We start from the raw sequence: 15,494 nt of genomic DNA on the forward strand, positions 1-15,494 counted from the left end.
TAGATTTCATCAAGAATTGCGCATAACAACGGCGCCTCGTCAAGCCCCGGAAAGGGACGTCTTCCTCACCATGTCAGAGGCCGGTCCGGGACCGGACGGGCGTCACGCTTTGGCCGGATGAAATTTCTGCTGGGCAACTGTCAGGCCATCGCGCACGAGGAGTTCGACGGCGTCAGCGGCCTCGTCCACGAGGAAGGGAAGGTCCTTCTTTTCGGTCGTCGAGAAATCCCTCAGGACGTAGTCCGCAGTGTCCATTCGGCCCTGCGGGCGTCCTACGCCAACGCGCACCCGCAGGTAGTCCTTGGTAGCCAGCGCCTTCGAAATGTCCCGCAGTCCGTTGTGCCCGCCTTCCCCGCCGCCGAGCTTCAGCTTGACTGTATTAAAAGGGATATCGATCTCATCATGGACAACAACGACGTGGGCCGGGTCCACCGAGTAAAACGTGGCCAGGCCCGAGACCGGACCGCCGGAGACGTTCATATAGCTGAGAGGCTTGGCCAGCACCACCCGCGGACCGCCGGGTCCCAGCCGGCCCTCCAAAATCTGCGCTCTCGCCTTATGAGTCTTGAAGCTCCCGCCCACTCGGGCTGCAAGCTCATCCAGGACCATTTGGCCCACGTTATGCCTGTTGCGGCTGTACCCGGGTCCCGGGTTTCCAAGGCCTGCTATCAGCCACGTCTCAGTCATGAAATCCATCCTAGGTTGGCGAACGCCCTGTTTTGGCCAATGCACGTTTTGCAATGCTCGGCAAAGCAGCGCAAGGGCAGGGCGATGCCGGGAAACGACAGTGGCCGGGTCCACCGGACCCGGCCACTGCTTGATTTGCTTGTGTTACTCGGCGGAAGCGGCCGCTGCCTCGCCGGCCTCAGCCTCTTCGCCTTCAGCGGACTCTGTGGCCTCGGAGATGTGAACCACGAGGGCATCGGCGTCGGCCAGCAGGACAGAGCCCTTCGGCAGAACGAGGTCCGATGCGTGGATGTGCTCGCCGGCCGTGCGGCCTTCGATGTCGACCTCGACGGCGGTGGGCAGGTGGGTTGCCTCGGCCTCAAGGGAGATGACCGTGAGTTCCTGGTTGTAGACGTTGCCCGGAGCAAGCTCGCCGGTCACGTGGACGGGGACGTCGACGGTGACCTTCTCGCCCTTGATAACGGTCAGCAGGTCGATGTGCTCGATGATCTGCTTGATCGGATCGCGCTGGATGTCCTTGACGAGGGCGAGGTGAACGTCGCCGTCGATGTCGAGGGAAAGCAGGGCGTTGGCCTTGCGGACCGCGAGCGTGGTGGCCTTGCTCGGGAGGGTGATGTGGATGGGCTCTGCACCGTGGCCGTAGATGACGGCAGGAATCTGGCCGGCCATGCGTGCGCGGCGGGCAAAGCCCTTGCCGAATTCGGTACGTACTTCTGCTGCGAGCTTCTGCTCAGACATGTCGATCTCCTTGAAGACTAAAGTGTGTTCAGCAAGGGCGGAGGTCTGTTACGACCTTCAACGCCGGCCAGCCTTTATGGCTGCCCTTCACGAAGGGAGATTCAGACCCAGTCGATAACGGAGACTGCGGTTGATCCGTTAGTTTATGTTCCGTAATCACCGGAACTAACGGCCGCTCTCCCTCGCCAAGGTATCGTCAAGAAGTTTACCAGTGCCGGGCCCGAATCCCGAAAACGGCCCGACCCACTGCCGCCAGCTGGCAGAGCTGGCAACTGTTGCCGCCGTCGCTCAGGCGTTGCCGTCGAACAGGCTCGTCACAGAACCGTCGTCGAACACTTCGCGGATGGCCCGGGCAATCAATGGTGCGATGGAGAGCACTGTGAGTTGGGGGAAGCTCTTGTCTGCGGTGATCGGCAAGGTATTGGTGACCACAACTTCGCGCGCCCCGGACTCGGAAAGCCTGCGGGCTGCCGGATCAGAGAACACAGCGTGGGTGGCTGCAATGATGACGTCCTTGGCCCCGGCATTCTTGAGGACCTGCACTGCGCCGGAGATGGTACCGCCGGTGTCGATCATGTCATCGATGAGGACGCACGTCCGGCCCTCAATCTGGCCCACGACAGTCTTGGAGACGGCCTGGTTGGGAACAGTCAGATCGCGGCTCTTGTGGACGAAAGCCAGCGGTGCGCCGCCCAGGCGTTCCGCCCATTGCTCGGCAACGCGCACGCGGCCGGTGTCCGGCGAGACCACCGTGATGTTTTCCGCGTCCACTCGGGTGCGGATGTAATCGGCCAGGAGCGGGATGGCCATGAGGTGGTCCACTGGGCCGTCAAAGAATCCTTGGATCTGGGAAGTATGCAAATCCACGCTCATGATGCGGTCAGCACCGGCCGTCTTGTACAGATCAGCGATCAGGCGGGCCGAAATGGGCTCGCGACCGCGGCCCTTTTTGTCCTGCCGCGCATAGGGATAGAAAGGGGAAACCACGGTGATGCGCTTCGCGGAGGCCCGCTTCAGCGAATCAATCATGATCAGCTGTTCCATCAGCCAGTTGTTCAGCGGAGCCGGATGCGCCTGGATCACGAAGGCATCGGTACCGCGAACGCTCTCGCCTGCACGAACGTAGATCTCACCGTTCGCGAAATCATAAGCGTCAACGGGCAGCAGTTCCGTGCCGAGCTCCTTGGCGATCTCGCGGGCAAGGTCGGGATGGGCCCGCCCAGCAGCGAGTACCAGCTTCTTCTCGCCGCGTGCCGTAATTTCGGTCATGGTTGCTTGCCTTCTTCTGTTGATGCAGGGGTCTCTGAGGAATCTTCGAAGTGGGCTGCGGCTTCTGCCAGCTTTGCCGAGACGCTGCCTGGCCTGTTCGCTGTCACCCAGCCTTCGGCGTTGCGCTGCTTAGCCAACGACAGGGCCAGTGCGCCAGCCGGCACGTTCTGCCGAACGACAGCACCTGCACCGGTGTAGGCGCCGTCGCCTACCTCAACCGGAGCAACGAAAACGGTATTTGAACCCGTGCGAACGCCGGAACCGATCACCGTGCGGTGCTTCTTTTCGCCGTCATAGTTTGCCGTGATGTTCCCGCAGCCGATGTTGGTGTCTTCGCCGATTTCAGCATCGCCGGCGTAACCAAGATGGGAAAGTTTAGAGCCGCGACCGATCGTGACGTTTTTGGTTTCGTAGAAAGCGCCAATCTTGCCCGTCTCACCCAGGACGGTGCCTGGCCTGAGGTAGGTGAACGGCCCGACTTTCGAACCGGCTCCAAGAACCGCCCCGGAGCCGTGGGTCCGGATCACGGTGGCACCCTCCCCCACCGTCACGTCTGTGAGCGTGGTGTCGGGGCCGACGACGGCGTCCCTCGCCACGTGCGTATCGCCGTGGAGTTGCGTATTCGGCAGCAGCCGCACATCCTCCTCAAGCATCACGGTCGAGTCGATCCACGTCGTGGCAGGATCAACAACGGTGACTCCTGCCCGCATCCACGCCTCGACAACGCGGCGGTTGTGCTCGGCGCCAAGTGCTGAGAGCTGGACCCGGTCATTGGCGCCTTCAACCTGCCAGCGGTCAGAGGTGACCACTGCCGCGACGCGTCCGCCTGCCGCCCGGGCCAGCCCGAGGACGTCAGTCAGGTACTTCTCGCCCTGGGCATTGTCCGTGGTGATGTGGCGCAATGAATCCCTCAGGACCGCCGCATCAAAGGCGTAGATTCCTGAATTGACCTCTTTGATGCCAAGCTCGGCGTCGGAGGCATCCTTATGTTCCCGGATACCTGCAACAGTTCCATCCACGTCCCGGAGAATCCTGCCGTAACCAGTCGCGTCGTCGAGGACAGCTGTCAGGACTGTGACAGCGTTTCCCTCCGATTCGTGAACCGAGATCAGCTCGGAGAGCAGGTCCCCGGTCAGGAGCGGGACATCACCGTACGTAACTACAACGGTTCCGGTGAGCGGTGCGGTGCTGTCGAGGGCTTCCAAGGCAACTTCGACGGCGCGGCCGGTCCCGGGAAGATCGTCCTGATCCACGATTAAGGCGGAAGGATCCAGCTCATTCAGGTGGGAGGCGACAAGATCACGTTCGTGGCGGACCACCAGGGCAAGCTGCTTCGGGTTGACCGAGCGGGCCGTGTGGAGGGCATGGCCCACAAGGGAACGTCCGCCAATTTCGTGAAGGATTTTTGGTGTGCGCGATTTCATCCGGGTACCGGCACCTGCAGCCAGGACGATGACGGCGGCGGGACCAGTATTTACGGGGCTCACGTAGAGAGTCTCCTTGCTAGATTGCTCGGTGGATCGCGCGTTCAGTGCTTCGTGCTGGCTTATGATGCGGCATGCGATCCGGAGCTGCAGTCCGGTCGCGGCATCAAGATCATCCTACTGGACACGCTTTCATACCGGCCCGGGTTTCCGGTGACCCGGCTACTGCGGCAGTTCCGCCCATAGGATTCGAACCTATACTCCACGGCTCCAAAGGCCGGGGTGCTGCCATTACACCAGAGCGGACCGCGCCTCGGAGCTAAGCCCCGCGGCACGAGAATCAATTCTGCCATGAACGTTGGCGCACATGCGACTCAGCCTCCAATCGCCACCCTCGAGTACCCCGACTGATAGGGCATGATGGAGCAGTGAGCAAGAGCGCAGGCATGCCCCATGGGGCAGAGAACCCAACCGGCACGCCGGCCGGGGAGCCGCGCCACATTCCACGCTCCCGGATGACGGGCCTGCAGCGACGCACCCAGCTGATTGAGGTGGGACGCGGACTTTTCGCAGTCCGTGGGCTGGATGGAACCACCATAGAGGAAATTGCTGCCGCAGCGGGGGTGTCCAAGCCGGTCATTTACGAGCACTTCGGGTCCAAGGAGGGCCTCTATACAGAGGTGGTGGAATGTGAGTTCCGTATCCTTCTCGCCTCCGTCAACGAAGCCCTGACGGAGGAGGCCAAACCGCGGGTCTTGGTGGAACGCGCCGCACTGGCCCTTTTGACCTACATCGAGGAGCGCACGGACGGCTTCAGGATCCTCATGCGCGACGCTCCCCCGTCTCAGCCCGAAGGCGCCTTCTCCACCTTGCTTTCCCATGTCACCGCAAGGGTGGAACACATTCTTGCCGATGAATTTGCCCGCCGCGGCTTCAGCTCCGCGGACGGCGCCATGTACGCCCAGATGCTCGTGGGCATGGTCGCAATGACCGGGCAGTGGTGGCAGGACAGCCGCCAGCCGGATAAGCGCGAAGTAGCCGCCCACCTCGTGAACCTGGCATGGAACGGTCTGACAGGCCTGCAAAAGGAACCGGAGCTCCACAGCGAAGGCTAGCGCGTTCCCGCACCCGTGCTCACCTCCGCGGCGCAATGGCCCTTCGTCGTCGCTTAGCGCGTAGGTCCCTTCCCAACACTCGCAAGCTCGCGTCGGGTCCCTCGGGACGACGCTTACTCGCAAAGGGGCTGTTCGCTCGCTGAGCGAGCTCTCAGCCCGTTGCGCCGCGATGCGCTCCTACACGAAGGTCCCCCGCACCGCACTGAGGAGAATGAGAGGGTGGCAGGGGAGCAGGTCTTGACTTACCCGCATCGTGACGATTGACACAGTTGCTGTGTGTTTCTGTCTAGGAGGAGATCTGTCGGTACGGCTCGCTTGCTACACACTTTTGGCCTCCTGTGAGCGCGTCGCACTTCACCAGGTGGTGCGAGCGGTCAACATTAGACCGTGGCAGGGAGTGGTTCCTGACTTACCCGCTGCGTGACGAACCGCAGCAATGCGCGAACTGTCTATGCGGAGATCTGTCGGTACCACTTCCCTGCCACTCACCTAGGGCGACCGGGCCGGACGGAGTCGTGACTTGATAGGAACGTGCAGCTTAGCTTTTCAGTGCTTTGTCCGCCCGGCCCGGTCAATCGTGCTCGCCACTCGCAACCTCGACAGGAATGAGCCGGCATGACACTGATAACGACCCACCCCATCAGGGCTGTGACCATCGGAGTGGACACTCACCAGCTAGTCCACCATGCCGCGGCGGTAGACCAGGACGGGCGAATGCTCGGCGACCGAAAATTTCCCGCGGATCGAGCCGGCTACCAACAACTGTTGGACTGGGCCGCAAGGTTCGGCATCATCAACGCCTTCGGCATAGAATGCACCGGCTCCTACGGCGCCGGACTCACCCGACACCTGATAGCCGCAGGAATCGATGTCGTAGAGGTCAATAAAGGTCACTCACAAGTCCGTCACCGCGTCGGCAAGAATGACGCCGTCGACGCTGAAGCTGCTGCCCGCAAAGTTCTCTCGGGTGAGTGCACAGATCCAGCGAAAGACACCACCGGAGCGGTGGAAGCAATCCGTAATCTTCACCTGGTCAGAGACTCTGCGATCAAGGCCCGCAGTGCGGCTTGTGTCCAGCTGCGCGATGTATTGCTCACCGCACCGGAACATCTCAGAACCAGACTGACGGCCAGAACTCTCGAGGGCAAAGCCACTCAAGCCCGCGCACTGCGCCCGGACCTTAACCGGATCCATGAACCTGAGCAGGCAGTTAAATACGCACTCCGCGAGCTCGGCCGCCGCATCTACGAGCTCACAACAGAAATCAACGAGGTGGACAAGCATCTTATCCAGCTGGTCTCAGCCGTGGCACCGAACACCCTGGCACTGCCCCAAGTCGGCCCCGTCAGCGTCGCTCAACTGCTTATTACCGCCGGCGAGAACTTCGAGCGTTTCCGGAGCGAAGCCGCTTTCGCCAGACTCTGCGGCGTCGCACCCATCCCTGTCTCGTCTGGGAAATCTCATCGCATGAGACTGCACCGAGGAGGTAATCGGCAAGCCAACAGAGTCATCTACCTCATTGCGATCTGTCGTCTCCGATATGACTCGAGATCCCAGGCGTATCGGGACCGGAAAAGGGCACAAGGGCATTCGTCAGCAGATGCCATCCGCTGCCTTAAACGCTTCATAGCCCGCGAGATCTACTACAGCCTCAAACGGGATCTGGCAGTTGGCTCTAGGCCGGAGCCTCATCGACCGAGCAGCTTGGAAAGCCAGCCCTTGCTAGATGACTGATCGGACTTCCCCGAAGGAACAGGTGTCCCAGCAGTTTCCACGCTAGGCTCCTCCTCAAATTTTCCCACGACTCCCAAATCGATATGGATGCCTGTGACTCGACCCTCGGCGTCCTTCGTTTGAAGCAACGGGTAAAAGCCATCTCCCCACCCGGAGTGGGCGAGCACAACGTTCTCTCCGGCGGTTGCCCGCGGCATCACCAGATTGGCCAGACCCGATGGGAGCGGTTTGTCCGCATCCATGACCGCAAACCAGGAACGCGGATCATCGTCCGGATCGAAGACATCGTCGTACCAAGAGCTACCGTCCTCCGGCATGCACCTACTGACCGAATCAGCATCAACAAAAGCAACCGTTCCAGCGTCAACAACGACACCGAAGAACTCCCCCGCCGGAGGCGGGCCATCCAGGCTCGGTGCTGCTTCGACCTGCGTTGCCGTGGCGTCGGAAATAACCAGCGAAAGGTAAGCCTCCCTCATATGGGAGCCATCTTGCTCTTCCGATACATCAGCCACAGTTACGTAAACGGGATAATCGCCGGGAGGAATCCGGACGATGACCGGATCCTCAAGATAAACGAACGGGTCGCACGCGCCTAGTTTCCCAGAAGGAATTCGAACCATGCCTAGATCGGTAACGGTCAATTTACCCAACCGGCCTGATGCCAAGGGTGCGGATCCTGACTGGAGGGCGAAGTGATCGGCAATGTCCATTCAGCCATCTTCTCCTGCAGGCCACTGATAACAATTTTTGACACTCTCTTGTCTATGGGAGCATCTCTTGCCGCTTACCCTTCCACAGCGGAAGCCGACTTCCATCGCCGGAAGCGGTTCTTCCGAAAGGAGCGCATCGCGGCACATCGGAGCGCGGAGGTCGCTCGCGACCGGAGCGCTCCCTATGTGCTGTGTCTAAGCGACGCGGAAGGGCCGGTTCCGGCACCCGATGCCGGCCGGAGTCTGATGTGGCAGTTTATTCGCCGAGGACTTCCAGGGCTTCGAGCCATTCGAGCTCGAGGGCTTCCCTGTCATCGGCCAGGATCTTCAGCTTTTTGTTGAGCTCAGCCATGGCGTCGAAATCGTTGTCGGACGTGCTCTTAACCATCTGGGCGTGGATCTTTTCCTCTTGCTGGCTGACTTTGCCCAGCTGGCGTTCGATCCTGTTCTTGGCCTTGCGGGCGTCCCGCTTCTCGGCTTCGGACGCTCCCGGGGCTGCGGGAGCGGTGCTGCCGCTCGAGCCGGTCACAGGGTTGCCTCCGCCGGTGATGGTGGAACCGGCCAGAGCGGATTCGCGCAGTTCCAGGTATTGGTCGACGCCGCGAGGCAGCGCTCGAATCTTAGCGTCGCCCAGCAGTGCCATCTGGTGGTCTGTGACGCGCTCCAGGAGGTAGCGGTCATGGCTCACGACCACGAGCGTGCCCGGCCAGCCGTCGAGGACATCCTCGACGGCGGCAAGAGTATCGGTATCAAGGTCGTTGGTGGGCTCATCCAGCATGAGCACATTGGGCTCGCCCACCAGCAGGCGCAGGAGCTGCAGGCGACGGCGTTCACCGCCGGAGAGGTCCTTCACCGGTGTCCACTGCTTCTCGTTCGTGAACCCAAGCTGCTCAACCAGCTGGCCCGCAGTGAACTCCTTGCCGCCTACGTTGAATGACCGCTTTTCACGCTCAATCACTTCGATTACGCGCAGGTCGGCGACGTCGTCGAGCTCCTTCACCTCCTGGGTGAGCACCGCTGTGACCACGGTCTTGCCACGCTTGACTTTGCCCGAGGTTGGCTGGATCTCGCCGTTCAGGAGCTTCAGCAGGGTAGTCTTGCCGGCCCCGTTGACGCCCACCAGACCCAGCCGCTCACCCGGCGCGAGACGCAGCGTGATGTTGTCGAAGAGCTTCTGCCCTTCGGTACCGCCGAGGAAGTCCAGCGAGACGTTTTCCAGATCCAGGACGTCCTTACCCAGGCGTGCCGTAGCCATCTTGCTCAGCGCTGTTGAATCGCGCGGCTCGGGGACATCCGCGATCAAGGCGTTGGCTGCCTCAATCCTGAACTTGGGCTTGGCCGTCCGGGCAGGGGCGCCACGGCGCAGCCAGGCGAGCTCCTTCTTCACCAACTGCTGGCGTTTGCTTTCCACCACGGACGCCGAGCGGTCACGCTCGGCGCGGGCCAGGACGTAGGCCGCGTAGCCGCCATCGAACGGATCCATGATGCCGTCGTGAATCTCCCACGTCTTGGTGCAGACTTCGTCGAGGAACCAGCGGTCGTGGGTAACCACCAGGAAGGCGCCCTGGTTGGCGCGCCAACGTGTTTTGAGGTGCCGGGAAAGCCAGGCGACGCCTTCGACGTCGAGGTGGTTGGTGGGCTCATCGAGCATGATGACGTCGTGATCCTCAATGAGGAGCTTGGCAAGGGCCACTCGCCGCTTTTGTCCGCCGGATAAAGCGTGGACGTTTGCATGCCAGTCGACGTCCGAGACCAGCCCTCCCATGACCTCCCGGATCTGGGGGTTCCGGGCCCATTCGTAGTCGGCCTGGTCCCCCACTATGGCAGCACCCACGGTCAGGTCCCCGTCGAGCACGTCACTTTGGTCCAGATAACCGATATTGACGTCGCCGCGCTTTGTCACCCGGCCTGAATCAGGGGTGGAGCGCATCGAGAGAAGCCGCATTAGGGTCGATTTGCCGTCACCGTTCCGGCCCACCATTCCGATCCGGTCACCCTCCTCCAAGCCGAGGGTAACGCCGTCGAGGACGGTGCGGGTTGCATACGAGACCGTGAGGTTCTCGCCGCCGAGCAGGTGTGCCACTGGGAACTGCTTTCTTAGGAAAAGGTCAAAACTGTCAAAAACTACTAAAGGAGCGTATCGGAGATGATCCGCGCACCAGGTACCGGGCCGTGGACGGCCTGGGCATTGAGGCCATGATGGCGAAGGTCTTCCGCCAGGCCTTCTGCCGCGGCAGGGTTACGGGCCAGCAACGCCACGGTTGGACCCGAACCGGATACAAGGCCCGCGATGGCGCCACGGGATTCACCGAGTCCAAGGGTATCCCGCAGCCCGGGCGCCAGTTCAAACGAGGCGCGCTGCAGGTCATTGATCATCACCCGGCTCAGGGCGTCGGCGTCTCCGCTCCGCAGTGCCTTGAGGATCTTGGGGTCGACGGCGGTGGGCTCCTCGATGGGAAGTCCTTCAGCATCGCGCAACTTGTCCAGGGTTCGGAAAACCTCCGGAGTGGGCAGGCCAAAGTCAGCCGTTACGAGCACCCAGTCCGTTTGCGCCTTGGCGAGGGCCGGCGACAGTTCATCGCCCACCCCGAGTCCCACTGCTGTTCCGCCAAGCAGCGAGAACGGGACGTCGGCGCCGAGTTCAGCTGCCAGGTGGGCAAGTTCATCACGGGAGAGTCCGCTGTTCCAGAGTGCGTCGCATGCCACCAAGGTGGCTGCCGCATCCGCGGAACCGCCTCCCATTCCACCCGCAACGGGTACCCGCTTGGTGATTTCGAGGTGCACCCCCGTGGGGTGCTCGGACACATCGGCCATGATCGACGCAGCCTTATAGGCAAGGTTCCGCTCGTCGAGGGGAATATCCACGTCGTCAAGGTCCAAGGTGCTGGCAGGGGCGATACTGACCGTAATCCCGGGGGTTGCCGTGCTGGTGGCGGCTACTTCTTCATAGAGGGAAACAGCGAGGTAAACGCTGGCCACTGAGTGATAGCCGTCGTCCCTCAGGGGTCCTACGCCAAGTGAGACGTTTACCTTGCCGGGAGCCTTGGCCCGAACAGTACGTGCTGCAAAGCGCCCTCTCACTGCGTTCATGAGTCCAAGCTATGGCATGGCAGGGCGGCGCTCCAAGAATGACCGGGGATCAGGGACTCAGACTTCCTGGATGGCATGGGCTTCTGCGATTCTGGCAAAACCCGAGATATCTATTACTTCGCCGCGCGCTGATGGGTCGATGCCGGCCGCCCGCAGGCACCGTTCGGCTTCGGCCGCGCTTCCCGCCCATCCGGCGAGGGCGGCACGCAAAGTCTTGCGGCGCTGGGCGAACGCGGCATCTATGACCGCGAAAACCTGTTCCCGGCTGGCCGTCGTCACGGGGGCGGCCCTGCGCGTGAAGGACACGAGGCCCGAGCTGATCTTTGGAGCGGGCCAGAAAACGTTCATGCCGATGACTCCGGCCTTCCGCATGCTGCTGTACCAGGCAGCCTTTACGGACGGCACGCCGTAGGTCTTCGAGCCGGGGCCGGCTGCCAAACGGTCTGCCACTTCATCCTGGACCATCACCAGGCCGTGCTGAAGGCTTGGGAAGTGCTGCAGGAGGTGAAGCACCACGGGAACGGCCACGTTGTAGGGCAGGTTGGCCACCAGCGCAGTGGGCTCTACCGGAAGGCTGGTCACCTTCATGGCGTCAGCGAGTACCAGGTGGAAATCATCGGAGGCGTCCGGACGCCAGGCCTTCACGGTTTCAGGCAGTTTGCCCGCCAGCACAGGATCAATTTCGACGGCGACAACGGCTTTGGCTGCGTCCAGCAGGCCCAGGGTCAGTGAGCCCAGTCCGGGGCCAACCTCAAGCACGGTTTCATCAGCATGAATACCGGCCACGGAAACGATGCGGCGGATAGTGTTTCCGTCAATGACGAAGTTTTGGCCCAGGGTCTTGGTGGGACGGACTCCGATCTCCTCAGCAAGCCTGCGGATGTCGGAGGCGCCCAAAAGGGGTGCGGGCGCCGCGGTGCCGGGCGTAGCGGGAGTCGGTTCAGTCACCTAGGTATCCTATCCCGTCAGGGCACGTCGGCCGTGGCCAGGAAGACGGCAAAGGCCGGGCCCGGGAGATCCCAGGCCCGGCCTTGTCCCTTCACCGCTGTGGTCAGCTGCGGCGGGGGACCTGCCTTCTTTACCGGCTACGAGCTTGTCAGCTGGTGGCGGCCCAGCCGCAACCCCACGGCTGGAGTCCACGCTGCGCATAGACGCGGTTGGCGATGTCGATCTGCTGGGCTTTTGTGGCCAGGCTGGCGTTCGGGGCGTATGCTCCGCCGCCTGCACCGATCCAGGTCTGGATATCGAACTGAAGTCCGCCGTAATAGCCGTTTCCGGAGTTGATGGACCAGTTGCCGCCGGACTCGCACTGGGCAATCTTGTCCCACATGGCTTCGTTCATCATTGCCGGAGCAGCAGCACCGGTGTTCGTACCGGCCGGGGCCGCTACAGGCGCAGCCACCTTGGTGCCTACGGTCACTTTTTCAGTGACGGGCTGGGAGGTGATGTTCTCGGAGACGAGCGTTCGCGAGGCTTCCCGTCCATCAACCAGAACGAGTTTGAAGGTCTTGTCCACCTTGCCGGCGGTACCGGCCTGGGTGACCTTCTTCTCCCCCTTGGGCAGGTCAGCACTTTCTGAAGACAGTGTCTCGAACGGGATCTCTTCGGAGGTGGTGGCAGTCTTGCTGGCGTCAACCCGGGAAACCTTGATGACCATGTCACTTACCACCGGGGCGTGAGCCGGCTGCGAGCTGCGGTCGCTTGCGCCCAGGACGATGCCGGCATCCTCCAGGACCTCGGCAACGGTGGGGGCTGTTGTGGTGGTCTTGCGCGCTTTGCCATCTGCCACAATGCTTACGTTCTTCGGGGTGGAGATAGTGACGAACGATCCTGAGACGGCCAGCTGGGAGTCCTTCGGAACAGACACGGAGGATGCGCTGGCAACCCCAAGCTCGGTAACGAGGCCTTCGACATTGGCGGAAGTCGTGCTGACAGTCTTTTCAGCGCCGTCCAGGTTGATCTTCACTGCCTTGACGCGATTGACGTTGATGACTGAGCCGTTTTCAACCATGGCGTCCGCCGAGGGCGATACACGGTCTGCTGCCTGCAGTTCCACCTTTGCGGCCTTGACCACTTGGCCGACGGTGCCTCCGAACGTCTGCACGGAGCTTACCTGGCCGTCAACATTCAGGGTGATTGTTTTGTTGTTGCCGACGAAGGCCACGAGCCCCAGCACGAGTGCCGCAAGCACCACAAGCTGTGTACCGACCTTGACGACGCTTAACTTGCCGTCGGAAGTGAATAGTTTGACCACGATTGCCCGTAACTTTTGAACCATCCGGGCACGGGGAATAACGCACACGCCTGTTGCAAACTCTGTGCCCGCAGGGCAAAGCCGGACATAGTCCGAAAGCTTGCAGCACGCCTGTGCGCCGCCACACTTGAGCTCCCTGCGCGCGCGAACGGTGCGGCGCGGAGAGTAGTGAATTATCCGAAGGCCTTCCCCGACCCCGGCTAATAGTTGTCCACTGTAACCGAAGCGTTATAAAGCCACCAAGAATTTTACATACCCGGTATAGCTGGCGTTGCGCCAGAAAGGTCGGCGGTTCAGTCCCAGGAGCCGTAAGCCCGCAGGGTATTTGCGGCAATTCCGGAACACAGGATTGACAGCTCAGAGCTTGTCAATTCCGCCATAGCCCGGACCGTATAAGGGATCATATAGCTGGCATTCGGGCGCCCACGGAACGGGTGCGGCGTCAAGTAAGGGGCATCGGTTTCAACCAGCACACGGTCCGGGTCGGCAATGGCAAGGGCGCTCCGGAGATCGCCCGCATTCTTGAACGTCAGCGTCCCCGCGAAGGACATGTACCAACCCTCGTTGTTGCAGATCCGGGCGAGGTCCTCGTCACCGGAAAAGCAGTGGAAAACCACTCGTGAAGGAGCGCCTTCTTCCTTCAGGACCTGCACGACGTCGTCGTGGGCATCGCGGTCGTGGATCTGTAGCGTGAGATCCAAACGCTTGGCGATATCGATGTGGCGACGGAAGGAGTATCGCTGGTGGGCAAGGCCTTCTCCCTCCGTGCGGAAGAAATCCAGTCCTGTCTCACCAATGGCTCGGATTCTGGGATGCGAAGCGAGTATTTCTATCTCCGAAAGAGCATCCTCCAGTTTCCCGTTCCGGGCGTACTTGGGTGCATCGTTGGGGTGAATCGCCACGGCCCCGAGGAGACGGGAATCCCGTTCTACTGCCTGAACGGTAAACCTTGAGGACTCCAGGTCGCATCCCACCTGGACGGCGCCTTGGACTCCAACGGCTTCAGCCGCGTCCAAGGCAGCCGAAGCATCAACCGTCAGCGATCCGGAACGGAAATCCAGATGGGTGTGATTGTCCATGACAGGTATAGGGAGCGGTTCGGGCGCGGGCGGGAAGCCGTGCCTCCCGGAACCGTCGCTGCCAGGCTCGCGGAAGGGCACGGGAGTCAGCGGAGTGAGCATCCCTCTACCTTAACCGGGCGAAGTCGCCAGATTTACCCGGAACTCTCTGTTAGGCCCGGCAGTTGTGTTAGTAGTCTGGTACCAAGACAGGCACACACCCGATGGCGGGCGCCGGCTGTCCCAGCCGTCCCGTTGAGTTCCCCCAGGGCTGAAAGGTTGCCGATGGACCCCCAGCGACACATCACCGTAGATGAAGCGCTTCCCGAAGGGCAGGGATTGGCTGTTGCTGCGGCAGCGGCCGGGCACGTTAACGGCCACAGGCCTGCCGCGATGCGCGCCGAGGCGTTCCATGCTGCCAGCGAGCGAATACTGACGTCTATCAACACTGTGATCGACGGGAAGGCCGACGCCGCCAAGCTGGCTCTGACTGTTTTGTTGGCCCAGGGCCATCTGCTGCTGGAGGATGTGCCAGGAGTCGGCAAGACGCTGCTTGCCAAGACGCTGGCCCGCACCATTGACTGTTCTGTCAGCCGGATTCAGTTCACCCCGGACCTCCTTCCATCGGACGTCACGGGCGTCTCCATCTACAACCAGGCTTCACGGCTCTTCGAATTCCGGCCAGGAGCAGTCTTCGCCAACATCGTGATCGGCGATGAGATCAACCGGGCGTCAGCCAAAACCCAGTCGGCCCTTTTGGAATGCATGGAAGAGCACCAAGTCACGGTGGACGGCGACTCCTACCATCTGGATGAGCCGTTTATGGTGGTGGCAACTCAAAATCCGATCGAGATGGAGGGAACGTATCCCCTTCCTGAAGCGCAGCGGGACAGGTTCATGGCCCGTATTTCCATGGGGTATCCGGACAAAGACTCCGAAATCGAGATGCTGGAGACACATCAGGCAACGTCTCCCCTGGCCAACGTCTCCGCAGTGGTTACGGCGGCGGACGTCGCTGCAATGATCACCACAGTGCAGCAGGTGTATGTTTCCCAGGCCGTGAAGGAATACACGGTTGCCATCGGACGGGCCACGCGCGAAAGCGCTCTTCTGCGCCTCGGGGCGAGTCCCCGCTCCCTGCTTCAATTGCTGCGGGCTGCCAAGGCCACAGCCGCTTTGGAAGGCCGGGACTTTGTTCTTCCGGATGATGTGATGGGCATTGCCGAATCGGTGCTCGCGCACAGGATTATCCTGGACCGGAAAGCTGCCGGCACAGGCGAGAACCCTCACAGCGTCATCCGGGGAATCCTTGCCAAAATTCCGGTCGAACAGAATGTTGCCCTCTCCTCGGCGAGGCTGGCCGGCCAGCGTGGGCTGGATCCGGGGCAAACCCTGCGGAACCCCAGTTAGCA

The 15,494-nt window shown here is 61.6% G+C and carries 13 protein-coding genes and 1 tRNA gene; 3 read left to right on the forward strand and 11 right to left on the reverse strand.

Annotation, left to right across the window (positions count from 1 at the left end; all coding sequences use genetic code 11):
• Window positions 1–102 precede the first annotated feature (102 nt).
• The 5 genes from pth to MU551_RS11885 form a co-directional block, all read right to left on the reverse strand.
• Window positions 103–687, reverse strand: a complete 585-nt coding sequence (gene pth, locus MU551_RS11865) for an aminoacyl-tRNA hydrolase (RefSeq protein WP_247044375.1) — start codon at window positions 685–687, stop codon at window positions 103–105.
• 144 nt (window positions 688–831) lie between these two features.
• Window positions 832–1,425, reverse strand: coding sequence for a 50S ribosomal protein L25/general stress protein Ctc (locus MU551_RS11870; RefSeq protein WP_247044376.1), 594 nt, complete (start codon window positions 1,423–1,425; stop codon window positions 832–834).
• 288 nt (window positions 1,426–1,713) lie between these two features.
• Entirely contained in the window at window positions 1,714–2,694 is a 981-nt protein-coding gene (locus MU551_RS11875; RefSeq protein WP_247044377.1) for a ribose-phosphate diphosphokinase, read from the reverse strand.
• A complete protein-coding gene (gene glmU, locus MU551_RS11880; RefSeq protein ID WP_247044378.1) occupies window positions 2,691–4,181 on the reverse strand; it encodes a bifunctional UDP-N-acetylglucosamine diphosphorylase/glucosamine-1-phosphate N-acetyltransferase GlmU in 1,491 nt (496 codons plus the stop codon). Before glmU ends, MU551_RS11875 begins: the two co-directional genes overlap by 4 nt.
• A gap of 171 nt (window positions 4,182–4,352) precedes the next feature.
• Window positions 4,353–4,424: transfer RNA gene (locus MU551_RS11885), tRNA-Gln, on the reverse strand.
• Between the two features lie 209 nt (window positions 4,425–4,633).
• Between MU551_RS11885 and MU551_RS11890 the strand changes: the two genes are divergently transcribed.
• Both MU551_RS11890 and MU551_RS11895 read left to right on the forward strand, forming a co-directional pair.
• Window positions 4,634–5,233: a TetR/AcrR family transcriptional regulator gene (locus MU551_RS11890; RefSeq protein ID WP_247044474.1), complete on the forward strand. Its 600-nt coding sequence runs from the start codon at window positions 4,634–4,636 to the stop codon at window positions 5,231–5,233.
• Window positions 5,234–5,848: 615 nt separating this feature from the next.
• A complete protein-coding gene (locus tag MU551_RS11895; RefSeq protein ID WP_247044380.1) occupies window positions 5,849–6,967 on the forward strand; it encodes an IS110 family RNA-guided transposase in 1,119 nt (372 codons plus the stop codon).
• Here the strand turns inward: MU551_RS11895 and MU551_RS11900 are convergent.
• The 6 genes from MU551_RS11900 to MU551_RS11925 all read right to left on the reverse strand — a co-directional run bounded on the left by MU551_RS11900 (window position 6,922) and on the right by MU551_RS11925 (window position 14,205).
• Window positions 6,922–7,680, reverse strand: a complete 759-nt coding sequence (locus MU551_RS11900; RefSeq protein ID WP_247044382.1) for a DUF4241 domain-containing protein — start codon at window positions 7,678–7,680, stop codon at window positions 6,922–6,924. The genes MU551_RS11895 and MU551_RS11900 overlap by 46 nt on opposite strands.
• 256 nt (window positions 7,681–7,936) lie before the next feature.
• The gene (locus tag MU551_RS11905) at window positions 7,937–9,763 is read right to left on the reverse strand and encodes an ABC-F family ATP-binding cassette domain-containing protein (RefSeq protein ID WP_247044385.1); all 1,827 of its coding nucleotides are present in this window, start codon (window positions 9,761–9,763) and stop codon (window positions 7,937–7,939) included.
• A 44-nt stretch (window positions 9,764–9,807) separates the two neighbouring features.
• Entirely contained in the window at window positions 9,808–10,770 is a 963-nt protein-coding gene (locus tag MU551_RS11910) for a 4-(cytidine 5'-diphospho)-2-C-methyl-D-erythritol kinase (RefSeq protein ID WP_247044387.1), read from the reverse strand.
• A gap of 57 nt (window positions 10,771–10,827) precedes the next feature.
• Window positions 10,828–11,718: a 16S rRNA (adenine(1518)-N(6)/adenine(1519)-N(6))-dimethyltransferase RsmA gene (gene rsmA, locus MU551_RS11915; RefSeq protein ID WP_247044390.1), complete on the reverse strand. Its 891-nt coding sequence runs from the start codon at window positions 11,716–11,718 to the stop codon at window positions 10,828–10,830.
• 148 nt (window positions 11,719–11,866) lie between these two features.
• Entirely contained in the window at window positions 11,867–13,048 is a 1,182-nt protein-coding gene (locus MU551_RS11920) for a resuscitation-promoting factor (RefSeq protein ID WP_247044392.1), read from the reverse strand.
• 269 nt (window positions 13,049–13,317) lie between these two features.
• On the reverse strand, window positions 13,318–14,205 hold the full coding sequence (locus MU551_RS11925) for a TatD family hydrolase (protein WP_247044394.1): 888 nt from the start codon (window positions 14,203–14,205) through the stop codon (window positions 13,318–13,320).
• Between the two features lie 162 nt (window positions 14,206–14,367).
• On the opposite strand from MU551_RS11925, the gene MU551_RS11930 reads away from it, so the two are divergent.
• Window positions 14,368–15,492: an AAA family ATPase gene (locus MU551_RS11930; RefSeq protein WP_247044396.1), complete on the forward strand. Its 1,125-nt coding sequence runs from the start codon at window positions 14,368–14,370 to the stop codon at window positions 15,490–15,492.
• Window positions 15,493–15,494 lie beyond the last annotated feature (2 nt).

The organism is Arthrobacter rhizosphaerae (genome assembly GCF_023062595.1).
GTDB classification, from domain to species: Bacteria; Actinomycetota; Actinomycetes; order Actinomycetales; family Micrococcaceae; genus Arthrobacter; species Arthrobacter rhizosphaerae.

Excerpts from the sequence above, each read along its gene's own strand:
- pth (WP_247044375.1), bottom strand. The coding sequence starts at position 687 with ATGACTGAGACGTGGCTGATAGCAGGCCTTGGAAACCCGGGACCCGGG.
- MU551_RS11870 (WP_247044376.1), bottom strand. The coding sequence starts at position 1,425 with ATGTCTGAGCAGAAGCTCGCAGCAGAAGTACGTACCGAATTCGGCAAG.
- MU551_RS11875 (WP_247044377.1), bottom strand. The coding sequence starts at position 2,694 with ATGACCGAAATTACGGCACGCGGCGAGAAGAAGCTGGTACTCGCTGCT.
- MU551_RS11890 (WP_247044474.1), top strand. The coding sequence starts at position 4,634 with ATGACGGGCCTGCAGCGACGCACCCAGCTGATTGAGGTGGGACGCGGA.
- MU551_RS11895 (WP_247044380.1), top strand. The coding sequence starts at position 5,849 with ATGACACTGATAACGACCCACCCCATCAGGGCTGTGACCATCGGAGTG.
- MU551_RS11900 (WP_247044382.1), bottom strand. The coding sequence starts at position 7,680 with ATGGACATTGCCGATCACTTCGCCCTCCAGTCAGGATCCGCACCCTTG.
- MU551_RS11910 (WP_247044387.1), bottom strand. The coding sequence starts at position 10,770 with ATGAACGCAGTGAGAGGGCGCTTTGCAGCACGTACTGTTCGGGCCAAG.
- MU551_RS11920 (WP_247044392.1), bottom strand. The coding sequence starts at position 13,048 with ATGGTTCAAAAGTTACGGGCAATCGTGGTCAAACTATTCACTTCCGAC.
- MU551_RS11925 (WP_247044394.1), bottom strand. The coding sequence starts at position 14,205 with ATGCTCACTCCGCTGACTCCCGTGCCCTTCCGCGAGCCTGGCAGCGAC.
- MU551_RS11930 (WP_247044396.1), top strand. The coding sequence starts at position 14,368 with ATGGACCCCCAGCGACACATCACCGTAGATGAAGCGCTTCCCGAAGGG.